The sequence below is a fragment of the Inquilinus sp. NPDC058860 genome, from assembly GCF_042743185.1.
Taxonomy (GTDB): domain Bacteria; phylum Pseudomonadota; class Alphaproteobacteria; order DSM-16000; family Inquilinaceae; genus Inquilinus.
This window is the reverse complement of record NZ_JBHYMS010000040.1, coordinates 1-25,133: the sequence shown is the minus strand read 5'-3', so window position 1 is coordinate 25,133 and position 25,133 is coordinate 1. Positions and strand designations below refer to the sequence as shown.

At 71.2% G+C, this 25,133-nt stretch carries 25 protein-coding genes; 16 read left to right on the top strand and 9 right to left on the bottom strand.

What is annotated here, in order from left to right:
• Positions 1–5: 5 nt before the first annotated feature.
• The 8 genes from ACFW16_RS24075 (at position 6) to ACFW16_RS24040 (ending at position 6,880) form a co-directional block, all read left to right on the top strand.
• Positions 6–1,097, top strand: a complete 1,092-nt coding sequence (locus ACFW16_RS24075; protein ID WP_380309790.1) for an LLM class flavin-dependent oxidoreductase — start codon at positions 6–8, stop codon at positions 1,095–1,097.
• Positions 1,098–1,108: 11 nt separating this feature from the next.
• On the top strand, positions 1,109–2,056 hold the full coding sequence (locus tag ACFW16_RS24070; RefSeq protein ID WP_380309788.1) for an ABC transporter substrate-binding protein: 948 nt from the start codon (positions 1,109–1,111) through the stop codon (positions 2,054–2,056).
• Positions 2,053–2,628: a flavin reductase family protein gene (locus tag ACFW16_RS24065; protein ID WP_380309786.1), complete on the top strand. Its 576-nt coding sequence runs from the start codon at positions 2,053–2,055 to the stop codon at positions 2,626–2,628. The genes ACFW16_RS24070 and ACFW16_RS24065 overlap by 4 nt, the downstream gene beginning before the upstream one ends.
• Positions 2,629–2,714: 86 nt before the next feature.
• On the top strand, positions 2,715–3,419 hold the full coding sequence (locus ACFW16_RS24060) for an SDR family NAD(P)-dependent oxidoreductase (RefSeq protein ID WP_380309784.1): 705 nt from the start codon (positions 2,715–2,717) through the stop codon (positions 3,417–3,419).
• Between the two features lie 22 nt (positions 3,420–3,441).
• A complete protein-coding gene (locus ACFW16_RS24055) occupies positions 3,442–3,594 on the top strand; it encodes a hypothetical protein (RefSeq protein ID WP_380309782.1) in 153 nt (50 codons plus the stop codon).
• A 16-nt stretch (positions 3,595–3,610) separates the two neighbouring features.
• A complete protein-coding gene (locus tag ACFW16_RS24050) occupies positions 3,611–4,570 on the top strand; it encodes an alpha/beta hydrolase fold domain-containing protein (RefSeq protein ID WP_380309781.1) in 960 nt (319 codons plus the stop codon).
• A gap of 98 nt (positions 4,571–4,668) precedes the next feature.
• Positions 4,669–6,096 carry an NADP-dependent phosphogluconate dehydrogenase gene (gndA, locus tag ACFW16_RS24045; RefSeq protein WP_380309779.1) on the top strand — a complete coding sequence of 476 codons (1,428 nt, stop codon included), beginning with the start codon at positions 4,669–4,671 and terminating at the stop codon, positions 6,094–6,096.
• A gap of 22 nt (positions 6,097–6,118) precedes the next feature.
• Complete coding sequence (locus ACFW16_RS24040; RefSeq protein ID WP_380309777.1) at positions 6,119–6,880, top strand: hypothetical protein; 762 nt, start codon at positions 6,119–6,121, stop codon at positions 6,878–6,880.
• Here ACFW16_RS24040 and ACFW16_RS24035 read toward each other — a convergent pair whose 3' ends face one another.
• The 7 genes from ACFW16_RS24035 to ACFW16_RS24005 form a co-directional block, all read right to left on the bottom strand.
• Positions 6,881–7,591, bottom strand: a complete 711-nt coding sequence (locus ACFW16_RS24035; RefSeq protein WP_380309775.1) for a CDP-alcohol phosphatidyltransferase family protein — start codon at positions 7,589–7,591, stop codon at positions 6,881–6,883.
• Positions 7,592–7,623: 32 nt separating this feature from the next.
• A complete protein-coding gene (locus ACFW16_RS24030; protein ID WP_380309773.1) occupies positions 7,624–8,199 on the bottom strand; it encodes a cytochrome b in 576 nt (191 codons plus the stop codon).
• A 68-nt stretch (positions 8,200–8,267) separates the two neighbouring features.
• Positions 8,268–9,287 carry an ABC transporter ATP-binding protein gene (locus ACFW16_RS24025; RefSeq protein ID WP_380309771.1) on the bottom strand — a complete coding sequence of 340 codons (1,020 nt, stop codon included), beginning with the start codon at positions 9,285–9,287 and terminating at the stop codon, positions 8,268–8,270.
• Positions 9,284–10,312: an ABC transporter ATP-binding protein gene (locus ACFW16_RS24020; protein WP_380309769.1), complete on the bottom strand. Its 1,029-nt coding sequence runs from the start codon at positions 10,310–10,312 to the stop codon at positions 9,284–9,286. The genes ACFW16_RS24025 and ACFW16_RS24020 overlap by 4 nt, the downstream gene beginning before the upstream one ends.
• Positions 10,312–11,058: a copper homeostasis protein CutC gene (locus ACFW16_RS24015; RefSeq protein WP_380309767.1), complete on the bottom strand. Its 747-nt coding sequence runs from the start codon at positions 11,056–11,058 to the stop codon at positions 10,312–10,314. The genes ACFW16_RS24020 and ACFW16_RS24015 overlap by 1 nt, the downstream gene beginning before the upstream one ends.
• Positions 11,059–11,081: 23 nt before the next feature.
• Positions 11,082–12,560, bottom strand: a complete 1,479-nt coding sequence (locus ACFW16_RS24010; RefSeq protein WP_380309765.1) for a M81 family metallopeptidase — start codon at positions 12,558–12,560, stop codon at positions 11,082–11,084.
• A gap of 4 nt (positions 12,561–12,564) precedes the next feature.
• On the bottom strand, positions 12,565–13,695 hold the full coding sequence (locus ACFW16_RS24005; protein ID WP_380309763.1) for an ROK family protein: 1,131 nt from the start codon (positions 13,693–13,695) through the stop codon (positions 12,565–12,567).
• Positions 13,696–13,823: 128 nt separating this feature from the next.
• Between ACFW16_RS24005 and ACFW16_RS24000 the strand changes: the two genes are divergently transcribed.
• The 3 genes from ACFW16_RS24000 (at position 13,824) to ACFW16_RS23990 (ending at position 17,287) form a co-directional block, all read left to right on the top strand.
• Positions 13,824–15,374, top strand: a complete 1,551-nt coding sequence (locus tag ACFW16_RS24000) for an ABC transporter substrate-binding protein (protein WP_380309761.1) — start codon at positions 13,824–13,826, stop codon at positions 15,372–15,374.
• Between the two features lie 115 nt (positions 15,375–15,489).
• The gene (locus ACFW16_RS23995; protein ID WP_380309759.1) at positions 15,490–16,410 is read left to right on the top strand and encodes an ABC transporter permease; all 921 of its coding nucleotides are present in this window, start codon (positions 15,490–15,492) and stop codon (positions 16,408–16,410) included.
• Between the two features lie 4 nt (positions 16,411–16,414).
• Positions 16,415–17,287 (top strand): ABC transporter permease, encoded by an 873-nt coding sequence (locus ACFW16_RS23990; RefSeq protein ID WP_380309757.1) that lies wholly within the window; start codon positions 16,415–16,417, stop codon positions 17,285–17,287.
• Here ACFW16_RS23990 and ACFW16_RS23985 read toward each other — a convergent pair.
• Entirely contained in the window at positions 17,284–17,904 is a 621-nt protein-coding gene (locus ACFW16_RS23985; protein ID WP_380309755.1) for a LysE family translocator, read from the bottom strand. The genes ACFW16_RS23990 and ACFW16_RS23985 overlap by 4 nt on opposite strands.
• Before the next feature lie 59 nt (positions 17,905–17,963).
• The gene (locus ACFW16_RS23980) at positions 17,964–20,147 is read right to left on the bottom strand and encodes a copper-transporting P-type ATPase (protein ID WP_380309753.1); all 2,184 of its coding nucleotides are present in this window, start codon (positions 20,145–20,147) and stop codon (positions 17,964–17,966) included.
• 239 nt (positions 20,148–20,386) lie between these two features.
• Here ACFW16_RS23980 and mtnB point away from each other — a divergent pair, with 239 nt between their 5' ends.
• From mtnB to ACFW16_RS23955, 5 genes are all read left to right on the top strand, one after another.
• A complete protein-coding gene (gene mtnB, locus ACFW16_RS23975) occupies positions 20,387–21,034 on the top strand; it encodes a methylthioribulose 1-phosphate dehydratase (RefSeq protein WP_380309751.1) in 648 nt (215 codons plus the stop codon).
• The gene (locus ACFW16_RS23970) at positions 21,031–21,576 is read left to right on the top strand and encodes an acireductone dioxygenase (RefSeq protein ID WP_380309749.1); all 546 of its coding nucleotides are present in this window, start codon (positions 21,031–21,033) and stop codon (positions 21,574–21,576) included. The genes mtnB and ACFW16_RS23970 overlap by 4 nt, the downstream gene beginning before the upstream one ends.
• 49 nt (positions 21,577–21,625) lie before the next feature.
• Positions 21,626–22,966 (top strand): ABC transporter substrate-binding protein, encoded by a 1,341-nt coding sequence (locus ACFW16_RS23965; RefSeq protein WP_380309747.1) that lies wholly within the window; start codon positions 21,626–21,628, stop codon positions 22,964–22,966.
• Positions 22,942–23,889 (top strand): carbohydrate ABC transporter permease, encoded by a 948-nt coding sequence (locus ACFW16_RS23960; RefSeq protein WP_380309745.1) that lies wholly within the window; start codon positions 22,942–22,944, stop codon positions 23,887–23,889. Before ACFW16_RS23965 ends, ACFW16_RS23960 begins: the two co-directional genes overlap by 25 nt.
• 270 nt (positions 23,890–24,159) lie before the next feature.
• Complete coding sequence (locus ACFW16_RS23955; protein ID WP_380309743.1) at positions 24,160–24,996, top strand: carbohydrate ABC transporter permease; 837 nt, start codon at positions 24,160–24,162, stop codon at positions 24,994–24,996.
• Positions 24,997–25,133 lie beyond the last annotated feature (137 nt).

Genomic DNA, 25,133 nt, shown 5'->3' with positions numbered 1-25,133 from the left:
TCGCCATGAGCGTCGAATTCATCGGTTACATCGGCACCCGCGACTTCTCCGAGACCCGCCCCGCCAGCGGGCCGGTGATCGACGTGCCCTATATCGAGACCGTCGCCCGGGCGCACGAGGCCGCCGGCTTCGACCGCGCCCTGGTCGCCTTTCACTCGACCTCGCCGGAAAGCATCCTGATCGCCGGCCATGCCGCGTCGGTGACCGAGACGCTGGGCGTGATGATCGCCCACCGGCCCGGCTTCACCGCCCCGACGCTGGCGGCGCGGCAGTTCGCGACGCTGGACCAGCTGACCGGCGGCCGCGTCGCCGTGCACATCATCACCGGCGGCGACGACGCCGAGCTGCGCCAGGACGGCGACTTCCTGACCAAGGACGAGCGCTACGCCCGCACCGACGAGTATCTCGGCATCCTGCGCAGGATCTGGACCAGCGACACGCCCTTCGACCATGAGGGCCCGCATTACCGCTTCGAGCGCGGCTTCTCGACCGTCAAGTCGGTGCGGCCGCCGCACATCCCGGTCTATTTCGGCGGCGCCTCGGACGCCGCCATCGCGGTGGCCGGCCGGCATGCCGACATCTATGCGCTGTGGGGCGAGACCCACGCCCAGGTGCGCGAGCTGACCGGACGGGTGCGGGCCGCGGCGGCGAAGCACGGGCGGCAGCCGCGCTTCAGCCTGTCGCTGCGGCCGATCCTGGCCGAGACCGAGGAAAAGGCCTGGGCCCGCGCCGATGCGATCCTGGAGCAGGCGCGCGCGGTGCAGGACAAGACCGGCTACAAACGCACCGCCGAGCCCGCCAATTCCGGGTCGCAACGCCTGCTGGCCGCGGCCGCACAGGGCCCGCGGCTGGACAAGCGGCTGTGGACCGGCATCGCCGCCCTGACCGGCGCCAAGGGCAACTCGACCGCCCTGGTCGGCACGCCGGAGCAGGTGGCCGACGCGCTGCTGGACTATTACGACCTCGGCGTCACCACCTTCCTGATCCGCGGCTTCGACCCGCTGGACGACGCCATCGACTATGGCCGCGAGCTGATCCCGCTGACCCGCAAGCTGGTCGCCGAGCGTGCCCGGGCCAATGCGACGGCGGCCGAGTGAGACGAGGCTCCATGATGAAGAGCATCCTGGCCGGGCTCGCCCTGGCCCTGGCGGTCACCGGCGCGGCCAGCGCCGAGACCGTGCTGCGGGTCGGCGACCAGAAGGGCAACGCCCGGTCGGTGATGGAGGCGGCCGGCGTGCTGTCCGACCTGCCCTATCGGGTCGAATGGAGCGAGTTCCCGGCCGCAGCCCCGCTGCTGGAGGCGCTGAACGCCGACGCCATCGATGCCGGCAGCGTCGGCGACGCGCCCTTCACCTTCGCCGCCGCCGCGGGGGTGCCGGTGAAGGCGATCGCGGCGATCCGGTCGAAGCAGGACGGCCTGGCCATCGTCGTGCCCAAGGACTCGCCGGTGCAGGGCCTGCAGGACCTGGTCGGCAAGACCGTCGGCACCGGCCGCGGCTCGATCGGCCACCAGCTGATCCTGGCGGCGCTGGAGCAGGCCGGGCTGCAGCCGGACGCGGTCACCATCGTCTTCCTGCTGCCGGCCGAGGCCAAGGCCGCCCTGTCAAGCGGCGCCATCGACGGCTGGTCGACCTGGGAGCCCTATACCTCGCAGTTGGAGCTGCAGGAGGGCGCCCGTCGCGTCGTCACCGGCATCGGCATCACGCCGGGCCTGAGCTTCCTGGTCGCCCGGCCGGATGCGATCGAGGCCAAGCGCGCGGCGCTGCAGGATTTCGTCGGCCGGCTGGCGAAGGCCCGCAACTGGGGCACCAGCAACTATCCGGCCTATGCCGAGATCTGGAGCAAGCTGGTCGGCCTGCCGCAGGAGGTGGCGCTGCAGTACCTGTCGCGCCAGGCCGTGCGGCCGGTGGCGATCGACGGCGCCGTGGTGGCGGACGAGCAGAAGACCATCGACCTCTATCTCCGCGCCGGGCTGATCCAGACCCAGCTGGACGCAGGCACCGTGCTCGACCGCTCGTTCAACGACCCGGTGCTGGCGGAGCTGGCGAAGAAATGAGCCTCGACAGCCTTCTCGCCTTCGCCGCCGCCGGCCTGGAGCCGCTGGAGGAGCCGCGGCCGCCGGTGACCAACGACGCCTTCCGCGGCGCCATGCGCCACCTGGCCGGGGCGGTCAGCATCGTCACCGCCGGGCTGGGGGCGGAGCGCAACGGCCTGACCGCGACCTCGGTGGTGTCGCTGTCGGCCGACCCGCCGACCGTTCTGGTCTGCGTCAACCGCTCGGCCTCGGCCTGGCCGCTTTTGGTGCGGCACGCGCATTTCGGCATCAACGTGCTGGCGGCGTCGCAGCAGCCGATCGCCGACCGCTTCGCCGGCCGCAACGGCGAGAAGGGCGAGGCGCGCTTCGCCGGCGCCCGCTGGATCCGGCTGGCCAGCGGCGCGCCGATCCTGGCCGATGCGCTGGTCGCCTTCGACTGCACGCTGGAGGAACGGATCCAGCGCCACTCCCACGATATCCTGATCGGCCGGGTGCAGGCGCTGCACGGAGCCGGCGACGCCCGGGGCGCACCCGGCACCGATCCGCTGCTGTACTGGCGCGGCGCCTATGGCGCGATCCGCCGGCCGGGCTGACGCACGCCTTGCGGCTGGGGAACCTGCCGACGACATGATAGGACAGGGGCGCACCCGGCGCAGCCAACCCGGTCCTGAGGACAGCCATGAGCCGCGAGAGCTACAAGACCGCCCTGATCGTCGGCACCGGCAGCGGGCTCAGCGCCTCGCTGACCCGGCTGCTGAGCCGCCAGGGCATGCGCGTCGCCGTCGCCGCGCGCAATACCGACAAGCTGAAGCCGCTGCTGGAGGAGACCGGCGCCGCTGCCTTCGCCGCCGACGCGTCGGACGCCCAGGCGGTGGCCGGGCTGTTCGACGCGGTGCAGCAGCGCTTCGGCGGCGATCCGGACGTGGTGGTCTACAACGCCAGCGCCCGGCTGCGCGGCCCTCTGGCCGATTTGAACCCGGCCGAGGTGCAGCGGGTGCTGGCGGTGTCGGCCTTCGGCGGCTTCCTGGTCGGGCAGCAGGCGGCCCGGCGGATGCTGGCGAAGGGCCGCGGCGCCATCCTGTTCACCGGCGCCTCGGCCAGCGTCAAGGGCTATGCCCGCTCCGCCCCCTTCGCCATGGGCAAGTTCGCGCTGCGCGGCCTGGCCCAGAGCATGGCGCGGGAGCTGGCGCCGCAGGGCATCCATGTCGCCCATGTCGTGATCGACGGCCAGATCCGCGAGGCCGGGCGCGAGGACCCGCCCGCCAAGCCGGACAGCACTCTCGACCCCGACGCCATCGCCCAGAGCTATCTCGACCTGCTGCGCCAGCCGCGCAGCGCCTGGAGCTGGGAGATCGAGCTGCGGCCCTGGGTCGAGAATTTCTGACCTCTTTCGGAGCGGAGGGCCCATGGACACGATCGGTTGGCTGATCCACACGCTGGAGAGCAGGTTGCCCGAAGGGCCCGAAGAGCGAGCCGAGCCGCCGCGCCGGACGCGGCCGGCCGGGCCACGCCTGCTGGATCGGGTCCGGGCCTTCGTCCGGCGCCCCCTGCCCCGCTGACGATCGAGGTCACGACATGCCGGATGCCCTGACCCCGCCGGGCCTCGCCCCCGAATTCATCGCCGCCCAGGCGCTGCTGCGCGAGAGCGGCATCGTCCAGGCCGATGTGCTGGCGACGCCGGTGGTGGTGGCCCGCGGCCACGCCCTGACCCTGCAGGCCTTCCTGAACCAGGACGCCCCGCCGCTGGCCCGGGTCGAGGAGCATGTCCTCGACCTGCCGGTGCCGGTGCGGGTGCGGCTGTACTATCCGGACAACGCAGCCGGGCCGCTGCCGGCCTATCTGCACGCCCATGGCGGCGGCTTCGCCCTGGGCGGCATCGACTCGCTGGACCGCTGGAAACGCGAGGTGGCGCGCGACGCCCGGGTGGTGGTGGTCGGCCTCGACTACGCCCTGGCGCCCGAGCACAAGTTCCCGACCGCACGCGACCAGACGGTCGGCGTGTTGCGCTGGCTGCGCGCCAACGCGGCGGCGCTGGGCATCGATGCCGGGCGGATCGGCATCGGCGGCGATTCCGCCGGCGGCAACTTGGCGCTGGCCACGCTGCTGCGGCTGCGCGACCTGGGCGAGCCGCTGCCGCGCTTCGGCGCGATCGTCTACGGCATGCTGTCGGCCGACCACGGCACGCCGTCGCACCGCGATTTCGGCGACGGCCGCTATGGCCTGTCGACCGCCAAGCTGGACTGGTTCTGGGCCCAGTACCTGCCCGACCCGGCGCTGCGCAACGATCCCCAGGCGGCGCCGCTGACCGCCGATCTCGGCGGGCTGCCGCCGCTGCTGCTGCTCGCCGCCGCGCTGGACCCGCTGCTCGACGACACGCTCGCCCTGGACCAGCGGCTGACCCGGATCGACGCGCCGCACAGCCTCAAGGTCTATCCCGACATGCCGCACGGCTTCCTGGCCCAGACCCGCCTGCTGTCCCGCGCCCGCGAGGCCCGCGACGACGTGGTCACGGCGCTGCGCCGGCATCTTGTCTGACAACCTAGCCGCCGGCATGGACAAGCACGTCATCGGCTACTATCGATAGCCTCATCGATCGGCCGTCTGGTCATCAGCGGACAGAGAAGAGGCATCAGATGAGCGGCGCGGATATCGCAGTCGTCGGCTTGGCCGTCATGGGCCGGAACCTCGCCTTCAACATGGCGGAGAAGGGCTTCCGGGTCGCGCTCTACAACCGCAGCACCGAGAGGACCGACGAGGCGATGGCCCTGGCCGGCCCGCTGGCCGACCGCCTGGTCCCCTGTCATACGCCGGAGGAGCTGGTGGCGGCGGTGCGTAAACCCCGCGCCATCCTGCTGATGGTGCAGGCCGGCGCCGCCGTCGACGAGACCGCCGCCCGGCTGCAGCCGCTGCTGGACAAGGGCGACGCCCTGATCGACGCCGGCAACGCCAATTTCCACGACACGGTGCGGCGCGAGAGCGCCATGGACAAGGCGGGCCTCGCCTATCTCGGCGTCGGCGTGTCGGGCGGCGAGGAAGGGGCGCGCCACGGCCCGTCGATCATGGTCGGCGGCAAGCCCGAGGTCTACGGCCGGGTCGAGAAGATCTTCGACGCCATCGCCGCCAAGTTCGAGGGCACGCCGTGCTGCGCCTTGCTGGGCACCGACGGCGCCGGCCATTTCGTCAAGACCATCCACAACGGCATCGAATATGCCGACATGCAGATGATCGGCGAGGTCTACGGCCTGCTGCGCCGCGGCCTGGGCCTGACCCCGGCCGAGATCGGCGACGTGTTCGGGCGCTGGTCGAAGGGCCCGCTGTCCTCCTACCTCGTTGACATCACCGCCACGGTGCTGAAGACCACCGATCCCAAGACCGGCAAGCCGCTGGTCGACGTCATCGTCGACAGCGCCGGCCAGAAGGGCACCGGCCGCTGGTCGGCGATCGAGGCGCTGGCGCTCGGCGCCCCCGCCTCCTCGATCACCGCGGCTGTGGAGGCGCGCGGCGTCTCGGCCGAGCGCGCCCTGCGCAAGACCCTGTCGGAGCGCTTTCCGGGCGCGGCGCAGAAGCTGACGCTGGGCGGCAGCCGCGAGGCGGCGATCGACCTGCTGGAGAAGGCCCTCTTGGCCGGCAAGATCCTGGCCTACACCGAGGGCTTCGCCATCATGTCGGCGGCCTCGCGCGAATATGGCTGGAAGCTGCCGCTGGCCGAGGTCGCCCGGATCTGGCGCGCCGGCTGCATCATCCGCTCGACCCTCTTGGACCGCATCGCCTCGGCCTACGACCAGACGCCGGACATCGAATCCCTGGTGCTGGCCCCGGGCCTGACGCCGCTGTTCGAGGGCGCCGCCGGTGCGCTGCCGGAGGTGGTGGCCGAGGCCTTCCGCCACGGCCATGCGGTGCCGGCCCTGTCGGCCGCGACCTCGCGCTGGCTGGCGCTGCGCCAGCCGCGCTCGACCGCCGACCTGACCCAGGGCCAGCGCGACTTCTTCGGCGCCCACGGCTTCGGCCGCATCGACGCCGAGGGCCAGCATCATGGGCCGTGGAGCCAGAGCGGGGGCTGAGCACGGCGAGGGCCGCCGCCCCTTGTCCTTCCCGATCGCCTGGCTCGACCTGCGCGAGCCTGCGGACCACGCCGCCCGAAACCCCGCACTGCGCAGCGCCGCCGCGGCCCTCGTCGGGGCCGGCGGGCTGATCGTCGATCTGGGCTGCGGCACCGGATCGACGGTCCGGGCGCTGCAGCCCCATCTCTTCCCCTCCGTCCGTTGGCGGCTGGTCGATCATGACGCGGCGGTGCTGCGCGAGGGCGGACGGAGAACCGGCGGTGAGACGACCCTTTGCGAGCTGGCCCGCGAGGACCCGCCGGTCGAGGGGGCCTCGCTGGTCACCGCGTCGGCGCTGCTGGATCTGGTGTCCGAGGCGTGGATCGAGCGCCTGGCGGATGCGCTGGCGGCCCACCGATGCCCGCTCTATGCCACGCTGTCCTATGACGGGCGGCTGTCCTTCGATCCGGCGCATCCCGGCGACGGGGCGATGGTCGCGGCCCTGAACGCCCACCAGCGGACCGACAAAGGGTTCGGTCCGGCGCTGGGTCCCGATGGGGCGAAGGCCCTGGCCGCGGCCTTGCAGTCCCAGGGCTTCAGGGTCCGGGTCGAAGAGAGCCCGTGGCGCCTCGGCCCGGGCGACGCCGAACTGGTCGCCGCGCTCCTGCCCGGGATTGCCGAAGTGGCCGCCGGATGGGGCGGCATCGCCAGGGCGGAGGTCGAAGACTGGCTGGCCTTCCGCCAAGCCCGGGCGGCGGACGGGCGCTGTCTGGTCGGGCATGTGGATCTTCTGGCGACCCTCTGATCAGGTCGCCGGCCGCACGCCGCGCCGCAATAGCCATCCGATGTCGACGGCGAAGGACCAGGCCAGGGCCGCGAGCGCGACCGCTGCGACGGCTGTCGTCGCCGGGGGGTGCGCAATCGGCAGCAGCATGACCAGCAGCGCGGCGTATTGGACGACGCAGACGGCCTTCCGGCGCAGCGACGGCGGCAGCGGCGCGGCCAGGGCCGGCCGGATGAGGGCCGCGGCCACGAAGGCGTAGCGCATCAGGCCGATCAGCGCGACCCAGCCGCCCGCCTTTCCCAGCAGGATCGCCAGGATCGAGAGGAGCAGGATCGTCAGCGCGTCGACCTCCATGTCGAACCGCGCCCCGAACCGCGACGCCAGGGCCTGCCGGCGGGCCAGCAGGCCGTCGACCCCATCCAGCACCAGCGCGACCAGCAGCAGGGCGGCACAGGTCCAGGCGACACCGGCCGAGATCCGGCTGCGGTCGAGCAGCCCTTCCACGACGACGCCGGCGAAGATCGCCGCGATGCCCAGTCGCATCAGCGTCGTCAGATTGGCCGCGCCGAACCGCGGATGGGGGTGCCGGCCTTCGATCGTCAGGACGATCACGGCCGAGACGCCGGCATAGGCCAGGACCGTCGCGACCAGGAAGGGCACGGCGACCGGGCTGGCCCCAGCCAGGGCTGCGGCTGCGGCGGCCAGGGCCGCCCCAACGCCCAGGAGGCACATCCAGGTGGCGAGACGGAGAGGACGACGGCCGTTCAGGATCGCGCCTCGCCGGCCGGCAGGCGCGCCTTCGAGGACAGCATGCGCCGCAGGATTCCGTCGCGGCGGACCAGGTGGTGGTGCAGCGCCGCGGCGACATGCAGCACGACGACGGCGAGCAGGACCCAGATCAGGTTGAGGTGCACCGCCTTGGCCACCGCCGCGGCCGGCTTGTTCACCGGCACCAGCTCCGCGAGATTGGCCAGGTAGAACAGCGGCACCGGAAACCCGTCCATGGCCGTGTAGAGGAAGCCGCTGACCGGCATCGCCAGGATCAGCAGGTACAGCAGCCCATGCGTCAGGCGCGCCACCGCGGCCTGCCAGGGCGGCAGGTCCGCGGGCAGCACGGGGACCGGATTGGCCCAGCGCCAGAGAAGCCGGACGACCGCCAGCGCGAACATGGTCAGCCCGGTCATCTTGTGCGTGTCGTAGAGGATGTTCTGCAGCAGACCCGGCCCGACCCGGTTCATCGTCAGGCCGGCCGGAACCTGCACCAGCAGGATCAGGGCCGCGATCGTCCAGTGCAGGGCAATGCTGACCCGACCCCAACGCTCCGCCGTGTTGCGGTTCATCAACCGCCCTTTCGCCGCTTCGCTGAGGCGAATCTAGTACGGTGCGGACCGTGTTCAAATGGCGCGGGCTACAGATCGTCCCGGATGCAGGCCTTGACGTGTCCCGGCGCGACCTCGCGCAGCGGCGGCACCGCAGTCGCGCAGTCCGGCAGAGCATGCGGGCAGCGGGTGCGGAAGACGCAGCCGCCGGGCGGGCTGATCGGGCTGGGGATGTCGCCCTGCAGCAGGATGCGTTCGCGCCGCACCGTCGGGTCCGGTACCGGCGCGGCGGAGAGCAGCGCCCTTGTGTAGGGGTGGCGCGGCGCGGTGTAGAGCGACCGGGCCGGCGCCGATTCCATGATCCGTCCGAGATACATCACGATCACGCGGTCGCAGAGATACTCGACCACCGACAGGTCGTGGGCGATGAACAGCATGGTCAGGCCCAGGTCGCGCTGCAGGTCCTGGATAAGGTTCACCACCTGGGCCTGGATCGAGACGTCGAGGGCCGAGACCGGCTCGTCCGCCACGATGAAGCTGGGCTCGACCGCGAGCGCCCGGGCGATGCCGATGCGCTGGCGCTGGCCGCCGGAGAATTCGTGCGGGTAGCGGGCGATCGCGTCCGGCCGCAGGCCCACCCGGCGCAGCAGTTCGGCGATCCGCTCCGGCCGTTGCCGGCCGCGGGACAGGCCGTGGATGGTCAGCGCCTCGCCGACGATCTCGCCCACGGTCATCCGCGGATTCAGGCTGGCATAGGGGTCCTGGAAGACGATCTGCATCTCGCGCCGATAGGCCTGGAAGGCCGCGCGTGAGAGCTTGAGGATGTCGGTGCCGGCGAAGCGCACCGCCCCCGCCGTCGGCTCGGCCAGGCGCAGGATCGACCGGCCGACCGTGGTCTTGCCCGAGCCGGATTCGCCGACCAGCCCGACCACCTCGCCCCGCCTCAGGCTGAAGGACACATCCTCGACCGCGCGGACATGCTGGCTCTTGCCGCCGAACAGCCCGCCGCCGACCGGGAACCAGGTGCGCAGCCCGTCGACCTCGAGCAGCGTCTCGCCCGGCGTCGGCAGGGCGATGGTGCTGAGGCGATCAGCCACGACGGCGCTCATGCCAGCTCGCTCCAGCGGAGGCAGCGCGACATGTGCCCGCCGCCGGTGTCGGCCAGCGGCGGCACGGCGGCGGCGCAGGCCTCGACCGCGTGGCGGCAGCGCGGCGCGAAGGTGCAGCCGGGCGGCAGCTTGCGCGGGCTCGGCACGTTGCCGGGGATCGCCTCCAGCCGCCGCGCCTCGCCGCGATCCAGCGCCGCGTAGTCGGTGTGCGGCACGCTGTTCAGGAGGCCGATGGTGTAGGGGTGGCGCGGCGACTTGAAGATCTCGACCACGCCGGCCTCCTCGACCACCCTTCCGCCATACATCACGGCGACGCGGTCGGCCATCTCGGCCACCACGCCGAGATTGTGAGTGATGAACAGGATCGACATGCCGATCTCGGCCTGCAGCCGGCGCATCAGATCCAGGATCTGGGCCTGGATGGTGACGTCGAGCGCCGTGGTCGGCTCATCGGCGATCAGCAGCGCCGGGCGGCAGCACAGCGCCATGGCGATCATCACCCGCTGGCGCATGCCGCCCGACATCTGGTGCGGATAGTCCTTGAGGCGCCGGCGGGCGGCGGGGATGCCGACCAGCTCCAGCATCTGCGCCGCGGTGTCCATCGCCGCGCGCCGGCCCAGGCCCTGGTGCAGCGCCACCGCCTCGGCGATCTGGTCGCCGACCGGGTAGACCGGGTTCAGCGACGTCATCGGCTCCTGGAACACCATGGCGATGTCGTTGCCGCGGATGCGGCGCATCTCGGCTTCCGACAGGCGGGTAAGGTCGTGCCGGCGGCCCTGGCCGTCGGTGAACAGCATCTCGCCGCCGGCGATGCGGCCGGGCGGGGTCGGGATCAGCCGCATCAGCGACAGGCTGGTGACGCTCTTGCCCGAGCCGGATTCGCCGACCAGCGCCAGGGTCTCGCCGCGGCGGATGTGGAAGGTCACCCCGTCGACCGAGCGGATCGGCCCGTCCTCGGTGTCGAACCAGGTCCTGAGGTCGGTCACCGACAGGATCGTGTCGGCGTCTGGCCCGGTCGCCGCCATCAGGCGCGCGCGGCGCGGATGGTGGCGCGCACCCGCTCCGGATCGGTGACGGTGTTGGTGTATTCGCGCTCCAGCTCGGTGCCGCCCATGCCGATCTCCGGGTTGCGGTAGACCATGCCGCTCGGCTCGCTGCGCGGCGCCGCGAAATGCAGCTCCGTCAAGCCGGTGGCGCGCCGGATCTCGGCGATGTTGGCCTCGTCCAGGTCGCCGCAGCCCATGATGACGATGCGGTCGCCGGCCTGCTCGACCGCCCGCTTCAGGATGGCAAGGCCGGCCATGGCGTCCGGCCGCTGGCCCGAGGTCAGCACCCGGTCGACGCCGCAGCGGATCAGCGCCTCCAGCGCCTCTTCCGGATCGCGGGTCATGTCGAAGGCGCGGTGGCAGGTGACCTTCATCGGCCGCGCCGCGCGCACCAGCTGCGCCGTCCGGTCTTCGTCGATCCGGCCGTCCGGGGTCAGGCAGCCGACGACGATGCCGGGCACGCCGAGCTCCCGCAGCGCCTTCACATCGGCCAGCATGCTGGCGAATTCGGTGTCGCTGTACAGGAAGTCGCCGCCGCGCGGCCGGATGATGACGTGGAACGGGATGCGGGCGCGGGCCTTCACCTCCAGGATGGTGCCGATGCTGGGGGTCAGCCCGCCCTCGATCAGGCTGGCGCAGAGCTCGACCCGGTCGGCCTCGCCCTCCTGGGCCGCCAGAAACCCGTCCAGGCCTTCAACGCAGATCTCGATCAGGGGGGTGGTCATGGACGGGTCTTTCGCTGCGGGATTCACTGGCCGAGGGCCTTGAGGGAGCGGGCGGACCAGACGGGGCGGGGGCGCCAGTCGAAGTCGCGGTCGAAGGGGAAGGTCGGGCGGGTGGTGCGGTGGCGCGGCAGGTGCTCGACATCCTGGTCGACCACGCCGGGCGACAGCGCCATCAGATTCGGGTTGGCGATCGGCGCCAGCTCCGGCGACAGGTAGCCGGACTTGACCACCAGGATCGCCACCTCGGCCGGATGCACGCCCAGGCGGGTGAAGTCGGCGATATTGTGGAACGGCCGGCGGCGAGCGGTCAGCACCACCCGGATGCCGCCGATGCGGACCAGCGCCTGCCGGTCGGCGGGATTGTCACCGGCGTCGAGGACCAGCACTTCAGCCTCCGCCTCGACAGGCGTGCTGCCCTTGGTATCGAGGGTCGCGCCGATGCTCAGGCGCAGCCGGGCACCGACCCCCGCAGCGAAGCAGGACTCGGTGGCCGGGCGGTCGGCGATGCCGGCGATCAGCACGTCCCGCGCGTCCCGCGCCAGCAGCGCCCGCAGCAGGTCGGCCCGGTCGCCGACGCCGCCGCCGGTCGGGTTGTCGCCGGAATCGGCCAGGATCACCGGCCGGGTCGCCGAGCCGACGGCCCAGCCGACGCACTCATCCACCGTGCCGGTGCGGCTGCCGAAGACGAAGTCGTCGCGCGCATCCCAATAGGCCTGGGCCAGGCGCGTGCCCTCGCGCTCCATCGCCGCCGGGTCGGTGCCGGTCATGATGATCGCGGCAGTCGCCCGCGGCTCGTCGGCCCAGACATAGCCGACCATCATCGAGGCATCGAGGATGCCGTCGACGGCGTCCACCACGGGCAGCTGCGCGTAGAGCGACTTCGCCGGCTCGTCCACCGTGCTGGTGCGCTCGCCCGGCCACAGCACCGGCACCGGGACCCACAGCAGCAGCGGGCGCACGCCCTCGGTCAGGCGGCGCATCAGCATGCTGCAGGCGCGGCGCTTGGTCTCCTCCACGTCGATGTGGGGCGCGGTGCGGTAGGTCGAGAACATGTCGAGCGCGTCGATGATGCGCTGGCTGACATTGCCGTGCAGGTCGTAGCTGGCGGTGATCGGGCAGTCCGGCCCCACCGCGGCGCGGGCGGCGGTGATCCAGTCGCCCTCCGCATCCTCCATGCCCTCGACATTCATGGCGCCGTGCATGGCGAGGTACAGGCCGTCGATCGGGCCGAGCGCCTTCAGCCGGTCGAGGAACTCGGCCTTGAACGATTCATAGGTGGCGCGGGCGACCGGGCCGCCGGGAATGGCCCGGGCGTGCAGGGTCGGCAGGAAGGCGGCGTCGTAGTCGCGCAGCATCGCGAAGGACGGGTCGGCGAGCAGGGCGTCACCGCGCACCACCCGGAAATCCGCCTCGGTCGCCAGGACCGGGCTGTAGGTGCTGCATTCGGTGTGGATGCCGCCCACCGCGATGCGAAGGGGGGCGACGCGCGGGGGAGATGCCATGTCTTCAGCCTTCTTCGGCGCGGGTCAGGAAGCGGTGGGCGGCGATGCTGGCGGCGCCGCGGGCCCACAGGGCGCGGGTCGCGTGGTGGAAGCGGATGGTGGTCGAGGCGGCGAGGCGCGGCAGGACATTGGCCTCGATCGCCTGCCGGGTGACGGTGCGGAACAGCGGGCCCATCGCGCCTTCGACATCGACGATCAGCACGAATTCCGGGTCGTTGACCTGGATCACATGGGCGATGGCCAAGCCCAGGGCCGCGCCGGCCCGGTGCAGGATGGCGATGGCGTCGGCATGGCCCTGCGCCGCCAGCGCCTCGACCTCTGCCATCGTCGAGACGCCGAGGCCGCGCGCCTGGGCCAGGATCGCCTGGCGCGGCGCCACGGTGTCGAGGCAGCCACGCTTGCCGCAGCGGCACGGCAGGCCGCCGGGTTCGATCGTGCAATGCGCGATCTCGCCGGCGCCGCCGCCATGGCCGCGATAGAGCGCGCCGTCGACATAGTGGGCGCAGCCGATGCTGTCGCCGAAGGTGACGGTGGCGAAGGTGCGGTAGTCGCGCGCCAGCCCGTACAGCCGCTCGCCGGTGGCGACGGCGTTGGCGTCGTTCTCCAGGAAAGCCGGCACGCCAGTCGCCTGCTCCACCACTGCCGCCACCGGCAGGTCGATCCACCCGAGATTGGCGGAGTGCAGGCAGCGGTCCTGGTCGTGGTTGACCAGGCCGGACAGGGCGACACCGATGCCGCGCAGCCGGTCGGCCGGGATGCCGGCCCCATCCAGGAGATGCGGGATCGAGTCGCGGATGGTGCCGGCGATCGCCTGCGGGTCGTTCGACCAGGGGGCCGTGCACTGGCCCAGCACCGCGCCATGGAAGTCGGTCAGCACCAGCGTCACCGGCTCCTCCACGATCGAGGCGCCGATGAAGTAGCCATGGGTCGGGTTCAGCCGCAGCAGGATCGACGGCCGGCCCTGGCGCGACGGCGTCGTCTCGCTCTCCTCCAGCGCCCCGTCCCGGATCAGCTCCCGGCTCAGCCCCGTGATCGCCGCCTTGCTGAGCCCGGTGCGGAGCGCGAGCTCGGACCGGCTGAGCGGTCCGTGGTCGGCCACGGCTTCGAGCAGGGAGCGTTTCGACGGGTTGGCCATCTGCCTCGGCGTCCGGTGAGTTCGACTTGACAGTTAGTTTAGAAATTTAATTTAATCAAGCCGAAGGCTTCACTTATCTAACAAAGTCACCGGGACATCCGGATCGATTCCACCAATGGGAGACGGACATGACCCTTATGATCGACCGGCGCGGCGCGCTGGCCCTGGGTGGGTCGCTCGGCGTCCTGGCGCTGCTGCGCGGCCGCGGCGCCTTCGCCGCCGACGCCTCGCAGATCGTGATCCTGCAGAGCGAGGCGCCGCGCAGCATGGATCCGGCGGACCAGACCGCGACCTACACCTCGGCGCTGCTGGAGCCGATGTATGAGGGCCTGACCGGCTACAACGACAAGATGGAGCTGGTGCCCGTCCTGGCGACCAAGTGGGAAGGCGACGCGACCGGCACGGTCTGGACCTTCACCCTCCGCCAGGGCGTCAAGTTCCACGACGGCGAACCCTGCAACGCCGATGCCGTGATCGCCAGCTTCGCCCGGCACATGGACGAGAAGCGCGGCCTGGCCGCCAGCGGTCGCTTCCGCGCCATCCTGGCCGAGGTCAAGGCGACCGGCGCCGAAACCATCCGCTTCACCCTGAAGCGTCCCTACCCCGCCTTCCTCAAGCTGATGGCCGTGGCCTCGGCCTCGATCGTCAGCCCGAAGGCCGACAAGGCCGGGACGCTGGGCCGCGCCGCGGTCGGTACCGGGCCGTACAGGCTGGCCGAGTACAAGTCGGGCGAGTACGTGCTGGAAGAGGCCAATGCCGACTACTGGGGCGAGAAGGCGCCGACCAAGACCCTGAAGTGGATCTGGACCCAGGAAGCCGCGGTCATGAACATGGCGGTGCAGACCGGCGACGCCGATGTCGTCGTGCCGCTGCCGCCGGTCTTCGCCGCGCCGATCAAGGCGAACCCGGAGCTGACTCTGCTCCAGGGCAACCCGACCTCGGTGTTCTGGGTGTCGCTGAACGTCAAGCTGGCGCCCTTGGACGACGTTCGCGTCCGCCAAGCGCTGAACCTGGCCACCGACCGGGCCGGGCTGGTCAGCAACCTGCTGTACGGCTTCGGCCTGCCGGCGACCTCGCCGCTGTCGCCGGCCGTGTTCGGCTATGACCCGACGGTCGAGGGCTATGGCCTCGACGTCGCCAAGGCCAAGGCGCTGCTGGCCGAGGCCGGCCATTCCGACGGCATCACCATCAACGTCGCGGTGCAGGAGCCGGAGGCGAACATCGCCGAGATCCTGCAGGGCATGTGGGCCCAGGCTGGGATCACGCTGAACATCCAGCGGATGGAGAGCGGGGTGTGGACCGCCGCCGCTTTCGGCACGCCGGAGGAGAAGGCGGCGCAGGGCGTGCACGCGGTCATCGCCTCCTGGTCGACCGGCACCTTCGACGCCGACCTGCAGCTGAAGCCGCTGTACCACACCGACAGCTGGTCGCCGAAGAGCGCCAATCTCGGCTTCTACAGCAATACCGAACTGGACGGCCTGCTCGACAAGGCCGGATCGTCGACCGACGATTCCGAGCGCAAGACGCTCTACGCCAAGGCGCAGCGCCTCATCGTCCAGGATGCGGCGCATGTGCTGCTGTACTACCCGAACGACCTCGCCGCCGCCCGTGCCGAGGTCAAGGGCGTCTGGCTGCAGCCCGGCGGCGCGATCGTCCCGGAGCGGGCGACGAAGGCTTGAGTCAAAGGATGAAGCTGCCCCCCTCCCTCGCTCCCTTCGAGTCCTCCCTCCCCTTGCGGGAGGGGGCTAGGGGAGGGGGGACTCATTTGCTTTTGCCTTCCAACGCGGTCGCACGATGAAGGCCTACCTGACCCGCAAGCTGATCGCGCTGCCGCTGATCCTGCTCGGCGTGTCGTTCCTGATCTTCGGCGCGGTGCGAATGCTGCCGGGCGACCCGGCGCGGATCATGGCCGGACCGCAGGCGACGCAGGACGCGGTCGACGGCATGCGCACCCGGCTGGGCCTCGACCAACCCTTCCTGCTGCAATACGGGCTGTTCCTGAGCCGCGCCGCGCAGGGCGATTTCGGCGAGTCGATCAAGTCGAAGAAGCCGGTGATCGACGAGGTCGGCGAGCGCTTCCCCTACACCCTGTCGCTGGCCGTGGTCAGCTACGCCGCCGCCATCCTGATCGGGGTGGCCGCGGGGATGCTGGCCGCGGTCTACCGCAACGCCTGGCCCGACCAGGCGGTGATGATCGCGGCGATCGGCGGCGCCTCGGTGGCCAATTTCTGGCTGGCGCTGATGATGATGAACCTGTTCGCGGTGCAGCTGCGCTGGCTGCCGCTGCTGGGCGCCGGCGGCTGGCTGAACTACGTCATGCCGGCCGTCGCCCTCGGCCTGCTGCCGGCCGCGCTGATCGCGCGGATGACCCGGTCGAGCATGCTGGAGGTGATCGGCCAGGACTACATCCGCACCGCCCGCGCCAAGGGGCTGGGGCCGCGGGTGATCTACCGCAAGCACGCGCTGCGCAACGCGCTGATCCCGATCGTCACCATCGTCGGGCTGAATTTCGGCGGCCTGCTGGGCGGCGCGGTGGTCACCGAATCCGTGTTCAACTGGCCCGGCATCGGCCGCCTGCTGGTCGACGCCGTGCGCTACCGCGACTATCCGATCATCCAGGGCGTCACCCTGCTGACCGTGACCTCGGTGGTGGTGGTGAACTTCCTGGCCGACCTGCTGATCGCCGCCATCAATCCCCGCATCCGCTTCGACTAGGACCATGACCAGCCTCGCCGACAGCGACGATCTTCCAGCGCCGATTTCCCGGGCCAGGCGCCTGGGCCGCATCCTGCGCCGGCACCGCAGCCTGACGATCGGCGGCGCCATGGTGCTGCTGCTGGTGCTGGCCGGCCTGCTGGCGCCGCTGCTGGCCACCCATGATCCGACCCAGCAGTCGCTGGCCATGGCCTTGCGGCCGCCCTCGGCCGAGCATTTCTTCGGCACCGACCAGTACGGCCGCGACCTCTATTCCCGCATCGTCTACGGCGCCCGGCTGTCGCTGCTGGAGATCGTGCTGGGCGTCGGCATCGCGCTGGCGGTCGGCGTGCCGCTCGGCCTGCTGGCCGGCTATTCGGGCGGGCGGGTCGACCAGGCGATCATCTGGTTCATGGACATCCTGTTCGCCTTCCCGGGCATCGTGCTGTCGATCCTGATCGTCAGCATTCTCGGCACCAGCCTGGTCAACCTGATGATCGGCATCGCCATCTTCTCGATCCCGGTCTATGGCCGCCTGTCCCGCAACCTGGCCCTGGGGCTGAAGCAGGTGGAGTATACCGAGGCTGCGCGGGCGCTGGGCGCCGGGCTGTGGCGCATCCTGTTCCAGCACATCCTGCGCAACGCGCTGGGGCCGATCATCGTGCAGGCGACGCTGACCGCCGGCACCGTGGTGCTGACGGCCGCCAGCCTCAGCTTCCTCGGCCTCGGCGCCCAGCCGCCGACGCCGGAATGGGGCGCGATGATGAGCGACGGCCGCAACTTCCTGGGCGTCAACATCTGGCTGTCGCTGTTCCCCGGCCTCGCCATCACTTTCTCGGTGCTGGGCTTCAACCTGTTCGGCGACGGGCTGCGGGACCTGCTGGACCCGCGTCGTTAGACGAAGGCAGCCGCCGTCACCGCCACCAAGGCGGCGGCCATGGCCAGGTTGATGATGCGTGCGCTGACCGGATCACGCAGCCAACGGGACAGCGACACGCCCGCCAGCAGCCAGCACAGGTGGATCAGCACGATCATGCCGCCGAGCAGCGCCGTCTTCACCGCGGCGTCCAGGCCCGGGTCCCGGGCAACGGTCGTGCCGGCGAAGACCGCGGCGATCGCGACATAGGCCTTGGGATTGGCGACGGCGAGGAGAAAGCCGCCGAGGAAACCGGGCGCGGCCACCGCCCCGCTTCGGGCGTCGAGCGGCGGGGCTGTGGCGATCTTGTAGGCCAGGTACAGGATGTAGGCGGCGGACAGCAGGCCGAGCGCGAGAGCGCCATGCGGGATCGAGGTCACGAGCGCCACCACCCCGGCCGCCACCGCCAGCAGCACCACGACCGTCCCGGCGATCAGCCCCGCGGCATAGGGCAGCGACCGGCGGATGCCGAAGGAGGCGCCGACCGCGGTGAGGCTGATCGTCGACGGGCCCGGGCTGCCCATCACCATCGCGGACGCCAGCAGCAGCGCCGCCAGCGGCCGCCACAGCCCCGGCAGATCGGCGACGGCGGTGTCCATGCCGGGACGCTACCGGTCGGGGCCGGGCCGGTCTTGCACGCCGGTGCTGTCGCTCCAACTCAGCCGTCGAGCCGCACCGCGCGCAGCCGCAGCGCGTTGGCGATCACCGAAACGGAGCTGAGCGCCATGGCCGCGGCCGCGATCTCCGGGCTCAGCAGCAGTCCGAGAGCCGGGAACAGCACCCCGGCCGCGACCGGCACGCCGACCGCGTTGTAGACGAAGGCGAAGAACAGGTTCTGGCGGATGTTGCGCATGGTCGCGGCGCTGAGCGACCGCGCCCGGGCGATGGCGGCGAGGTCGCCCTTCACCAGGGTGACATGCGCGCTCTGGATCGCCACGTCGGTGCCGGTGCCCATGGCGATGCCGACATCGGCCTCGGCCAGGGCCGGGGCGTCGTTCACCCCGTCGCCGGCCATGGCCACCACCCGGCCCTCGCCTTTCAGCCGGCGGATGACCGCGCCCTTGTCCTCCGGCAGCACCTCGGCCTCGACCTCCTCGATGCCGAGCCGGCCGGCCACCGCCGCGGCCGTGGTCCGGTTGTCGCCCGTCAGCATGACGACGCGCAGCCCGGCCGCGCGCAGCGCCGCGATGGCGGCCGGCGTCGTCTCCTTGACCGGGTCGGCCACGGCGATCAGCCCGGCGACCGCGCCCTCCACGACCAGATGCATGACGGTGGCGCCGTCGCGCCGCAGCGCCTCCGCCTCGTCCGCCAGCGGACCGGCCGCGACGCCGAGCTCTTCCAGCAGGGCGGCGTTGCCGAGCGCGACCTCCCGTTCCTCGATCCGCGCGGCGACACCCTTGCCGGTCAGCGAGCGGAACTCCCCGGCCGCCGGCACCTCCAGCCCGCGCTCGGCGGCGCCGGCCAGGATGGCGGCGGCCAACGGATGCTCGCTGCCGCGCTCCAGCCCCGCGGCCAGGCGCAGCAGCCCGGCCTCGTCCTGGCCCGGCGCCGGGACGATCCGGACCAGGCGCGGCTTGCCTTCGGTCAGAGTGCCGGTCTTGTCGACCACCAGCGTGTCGACCGTCTCGAACCGCTCCAGGGCCTCGGCGTCCTTGATCAGCACGCCGAGCCGGGCGCCGCGGCCGACCCCGACCATGATCGACATCGGCGTGGCCAGGCCGAGGGCACAGGGGCAGGCGATGATCACGACCGAGACCGCGGCGACCAGGCCGTAGGCCAAAGCCGGCGACGGTCCCCAGGCCGCCCAGGCGGCGAAAGCCAGCACCGCGACCGCCACCACCAGCGGTACGAACCAGCCGGAGACCCGGTCCGCCAGGCGCTGGATCGGCGCCCGGCTGCGCTGGGCCTGGCCGACCATCTCGACGATGCGGGCCAGCACCGTCTCGCTGCCCACCCGCTGGGCCCGCAGCACGAAGCCGCCGGTGCCGTTGATGGTGCCGCCGATCACGGTGTCGCCCGAACCCTTCTCCACCGGGATCGGCTCGCCGGTGATCATGCTCTCGTCGACCGAACTGCGGCCTTCCTCGACCGTCCCGTCGACCGGCACCTTGTCGCCGGGCCGGACGCGCAGCCGGTCGCCGACATGGACGTGCTCGAGCGGGATCTCCTCGTCCGATCCGTTGTCTCGCACACGGCGGGCCAGCTTGGGCGCCAGGTCGAGCAGGGCGCGGATGGCGCCGCCGGTGCGCTCGCGCGCCCGCAGCTCCAGCACCTGGCCCAGCAGCACCAGCACGGTGATCACCGCCGCCGGCTCGAAATAGACCGCCACGGCGCCATCCATGCCGCGGAAACCTCCCGGGAACACCCCGGGGACGAGGGCCGCGACCAGGCTGTAGAGCCAGGCGGCGCCGGTGCCAAGCGCGATCAGCGTGAACATGTTGAGGCTGCGCCGGACCACCGACTGCCAGCCGCGGACCAGGAACGGCCAGCCGGCCCAGAGCACCACCGGCGTCGCCAGGACCAGCTGGATCCAGACCGCGGTGCGGGCGCCGATCGCATGGCCGATGCCGAACCAATGGTCGCCCATCTCCAGCAGCACGACCGGGATGGTCAGGGCGAGGCCGATCCAGAAGCGCCGCCGCATGTCGGCGAGCTCCGGGTTCGCGCCGGCCTCGGCCGTCACCCGCTCCGGCTCCAGCGCCATACCGCAGATCGGGCAGGTGCCCGGCCCCTGCTGCCGGATCTGCGGGTGCATCGGGCAGGTGTAGATGGTGCCGGCCGGCGCCGTTGGCATGGCCCCGTGATGGTGATGCGCCGAATGGTCGTGGTGGGCGTGCGCCATTCCCTGCTCCCTCTGCTCCGTCCCAGCGAGATGGGGCTTCCAGCAGATGGAAGGTCAACCGCACCGGCCGGACCCGAGTTCAGGGCCGTTCATTCAACTCGAAATTATGTTATTCAAATTGAAATTGACACCGGTCGGCGCGCATATAAGGTCTGGACGCTTGCGGCAAGGGGGATTTAACGAAAATTCCTCAAGCGGCATCGCGAAATACACGACCGCCGCCTCGCCCCGGATCGATCATGGCCCCGACACCCGACATCCTTCCCATCTCGCCCGTCGCCCGCCTGCCGCAGAAGCCGGCGGAGCAGGAGGCGGCGATCCAGGCCGTGCTCGACGGCGCCGCCTTCGCCGGCGGCCGCGGCTGGGTGCCCGCCACCAGCGGCAACTTCTCGGCCCGGATCGACGCCGACGGCATCGCCATCACCGCCACCGGCACCGACAAGGCGCGGCTGACGCGCGACGACATCATCACCGTGTCGCTTTCCGACCCGGCGCATCCGCGCGCCTCGGCCGAGGCGCCGCTGCATGTCGATTTGTACCGGGCGTTCCCGGAGATCGGCGCGATCTACCACGTGCACAGCCCGGCGGCGACGCTGCTGTCGCTGGTCGATGCGCCCAAGGGCGCGGTGCGGATCCAGGGCTTCGAGCTGCAGAAGGCGCTGGCAGGCGTGAAGACCCATGAGGTCGCGCTCGACATCCCGATCTTCGCCAATTCTCAGGACATGGCGGTGCTGGGGCCGCAGGTGCTGGCGCGCCTGGGCGGCGCCCCCGCCATCCCCGGCTATCTCCTGGCCGGCCACGGGCTCTATGCCTGGGGCCGCACCCCGGCCGAGGCGCTGGAAGTCCTGCTGGGATTCGAATTCGAGCGACGGAGGCTGCAGCCATGACCCGGCTCTATGTCTATGACGAGACCAACCCCGCGGCGCTGCTGGTCGACACCGAGGACGGCACTGCGATCGCGCGCGAGCTGAACGCCATCGGCGTGCGGTTCGAGCGCTGGGAGGCGAGCGCGCCACTGGCGGCCGACGCCGACCAGGACGCGGTGATTGCGGCCTACAAGCCGGAGATCGACCGGCTGCAGGCCGAGTGCGGCTACAGATCGGTCGACGTGGTGCGGATGCAGCCGGACCACCCGCAGCGCGAGGCCTTCCGCGAGAAGTTCCTGGACGAGCACACCCACAGCGAGGACGAGGTCCGGTTCTTCGTCGAGGGCTCCGGCGCCTTCTACCTGCGCAAGGCCGGCCGGGTGTTCAAGGTGGTGTGCACCAAGGACGACCTGATCAGCGTACCGGCCGGCACCACCCATTGGTTCGACATGGGCCCGGCGCCACGCTTCACCGCCATCCGCCTGTTCGAGAACAGCGACGGCTGGATTGCGAAGTTCACCGGCGACACCATCGCCCGCCGCTTCCCGCTCTACGCCGGCTGAGCAACGACCGGCCGGCCCCGCGCCGGCCCGTCCACCCAGGATCCCCGCCATGACCTCACCGCAGAACCGCGGCAGCCTGTCCGCATTTCCGATCGGCCGCCGCCGCTTCCTGGCCGGGGCATCCGCCGGCGCGCTCGGGCTCGGCCTTACGCCCTTCAGCCGGGCCTTCGCCCAGGCGAAGCGCTTCGACGGGCAGAGCCTGAACCTGATGATCATCCAGCCGCATGTCGTTGCCGGGCGCTACCTGGCCGAGGCCTGGGAGAAGGCGACCGGCGGCAAGATCAACGTCACCGCCGTGCCCTACGACCAGCTGCAGGCCAAGGCGACGCTGGACGTGCAGTCCGGCACCAACAATTTCGACGTGATCGACTACTGGTACACCGGCGTCGGCGCGCTGGCGAATGACGGCATCATCGTCGACGTCACCGAATGGATCGAGCGCGATAAGGCCGAGATCCAGCCGGACGACTATCTGCGCTCGATCTACGATCCCTACACGCTGGCCGACGGCAAGCGCTGGGGCCTGCCCTATGACGGCGACAGCCACCTGCTGTTCTACAACACCGAGATCTTCGGCCGGCACGGGCTGAAGGCGCCGACCACCTGGGACGAGTATCTGGAGCGGTCGAAGGCGATCACCGAGGCCGAGAAAGCCAACGGCATCTACGGCGCCGCGGTGCTGGGCGGCAAGGCGCCGATCATCATCGGCGCGTCCTACACCAACCGCCTGGCCGGGTTCGGCGGCCGCTACCTGAAGGAGGACGGCTCCTCCGCCCTCGACGAGAGCGCGGCGGTCGAGGCGGCCAAGGCGCTGAAGGACGCCGCGCCTTCGGCCCTGCCGACGCCGCTGGAGACCCGGTTCGAGGAAGGCCTCCCGGCCTTCCTGTCCGGCAAGGTCGCGATGATCGAGTTCTGGAGTGACCTCGGCGTCTACGCCCAGGACCCGAAGGGATCGAAGATCGTCGACAGATGGGACGCCGTGCGCATCCCGGTCGGCGGCGCCAACAAGACCAGCCGGCTGGCGCTGAACTCCGGCTTCGCCTTCGCCATCTCCTCGGGCTCCGAGAAGCAGGAGCACGCCTGGGAGTTCATCAAGTTCGCCACCAGCGCCAAGACCGGGCTGGGGCTGCTGTTGACCACTGGCAGCGGCATCGACCCGGATCGCACCTCGACCCTGAACGCGCCGGAATACAAGGCCTTCGCGCCGAAGGTGCAGACCGCGCTGGCCGGGGCGCTGGAGAACGGCCTGCCCTGGCCGAACGGCCCGGAATCGCCACAGCTGATGCAGGTGCTGGCCGACGAGCTGGCGCTGGTGCTGGCCGACCGGAAGTCGCCCGAGGAGGCGATCGCGGCCGCGCATGAGCAGTGGACCTCGATCATCGGTTCGTGATGGCCCTGGCGGAGAGCATCGACACGGTGGAGGCGCCGGCGCGGCGCCGGCGATGGCGGCTGGGGACCGCGTCCCTGGCCTCGCCGCTGGTGGTGACGCTGGTGCTGACGACGTTGTACCCGCTGATGGCGCTGGTGGCCCTCTCGCTCAGCAAGAGCACGCTTGGCAAGCCGCTGCGCGACTGGGCCGGGATCGCCAATTTCACCCGGATGCTCGGCGACCCGGCCTTCCTCGCCTCGCTGTGGCGCAGCGCCGCCTTCGCCTTCCCGATGGCCGGGATCGAGCTGGTTCTGGGCCTGGCGCTTGCCCTGCTGTTCCACCGGCTGGTGAAGGCCGGCAGGGTGCTCACCAGCCTGACCCTCCTGCCGCTGATGACCCCGCCGGTGATGGTCGGCGTCGCCTGGAAGCTGATCTTCGCCGCCGATGGTGGCCTCTTGAACGGCTGGCTGCGCGCCGCCGGGCTGACCGATGCGCCGATGAGCTTCCTCGGCTCCTCCGGCTGGGCCGCCGTCGCCATCGTCGTCGCGGACGCCTGGCAGTGGACGCCCTTCGTGGCGCTGCTGTGCTTTGCCGCGATCAAGGGGCTGTCGGAGGAGGTGATGGAAGCGGCGCGGCTGGACGGCGCCACGGCCTGGCAGCGCTTCCGTCACATCACCCTGCCGTTGTTGGTGCCAACCCTGGCCGCCGTGTTCCTGCTGCGCCTGGTGATGGCGTTCAAGCTGTTCGACCTGGTCTATGTGCTGACCTTCGGGGGCCCGGGCTTCGACACCACGACCAGCGGCTTCCAGATCTGGCGCCTGGCCTTCGAGCAGTTCGATGTCGGCCGCGCCGCCGCCGCGACGTTGGTGTTCGTCGGCTTCGTCAGCCTGGTGATCTGGCCGGCCTCGCGCGCGGCGAAGCGGCTGGAGGCGCGCTACTCATGACCATCGCCGTCAGCCCGCATTTCCCACCCTCCTTGCGCCCTGCGTCGCCTTCCGGCGAGTCGGATGCGGGGGCGGGCCGCGAAGAGCGTATCGGGCCATACGATCGAGCGGCCCGCCCCCGCAGGCGGCCGCCGCAAGGCGACCCTCCGGGCCGTCACCAGAGGCCGGCAGGGTGCGTCGAGCGGCTTGCCCGATGCGCCGCATCGCGCTGCGCCGCTCTCCTTCCCTGCCGGCCTCTGGTGACGGCGCAGGGCACAAGGGGGGTGGGAAATGCGGGCTAACCCCGCGCGGCCGCAGGCGCCGCATCGCTGGTCCTGGATCGACCTGGTCGCCGTGCTGGTCGCGGCCGCGTTCCTGCTGCCGCTGGCCTATCTGCTGTCGGTCTCGTTCAAGTCGCCGGACCAGGTGCTGTCCGGAAGCTTCCTGCCGGAGGCGCCGACGCTGGCCAACTGGCCGGCCGCCTTCGGCGCCACGGCGCTGACCCGCTTCATCGTCAATTCGGTGCTGACCGCGGTGCTGGGCGGCGCCGTCACCATCCTGATCGCCCTGCCGGCGGCGTATGCCTGCCTGCGCCTGGACAAGGCGGGGGAGCGGCTGATCTCGATCGCCTTCGGCAGCTTCGTGGCGCCCCCGATCGTGGCCGCGATTCCGTTCTTCTTCCTGCTGAAGGCGACGGGCCTGCTGAACAGCGTGATCGGCCTTGCGCTGGTCTACGGCCTGACCAACGTGCCGGTGGCGCTGTGGCTCTTGATCCCGTTCCTGCGCCGCATCCCGCGCGAGATCGAGGACGCGGCGGCGATCGACGGCGCCGGGCCGCTCCTGACCCTCGTCCGGGTGATCGCGCCGCTGGTCGCCCCCGGCATCGCGGCGACGGCGATCATCGTCGTCATCCTCGGCTACAACGAGTTCCTGTTCGCCTCGGTCTTCACCTTCGCCGACGAGACTCGGACGCTGACCGTCGGCATCTCGCTGTTCCAGGGCGACCGGCTAGTGAATTTCGGCCAGATGGCCGCGGCCTCGCTGGCCGGGATCGCGCCGATCTACCTCATTGCCCTCCTGGCCCAGCGGTGGCTGGTGGCGGGGCTGACCGAGGGGAGCGTGAAGTGAAGGCCGGCTCTCGCGGCGCGAACCCCCTCCCCCTAACCCCCTCCCGCAAGGGGAGGGGGGACTTGGTTTTTCTCGCCTTTTTACGGCTCTCGCATCGGCACAGGCCGCGCCGCTTCGCCTCCCGATCAATCTTGTTG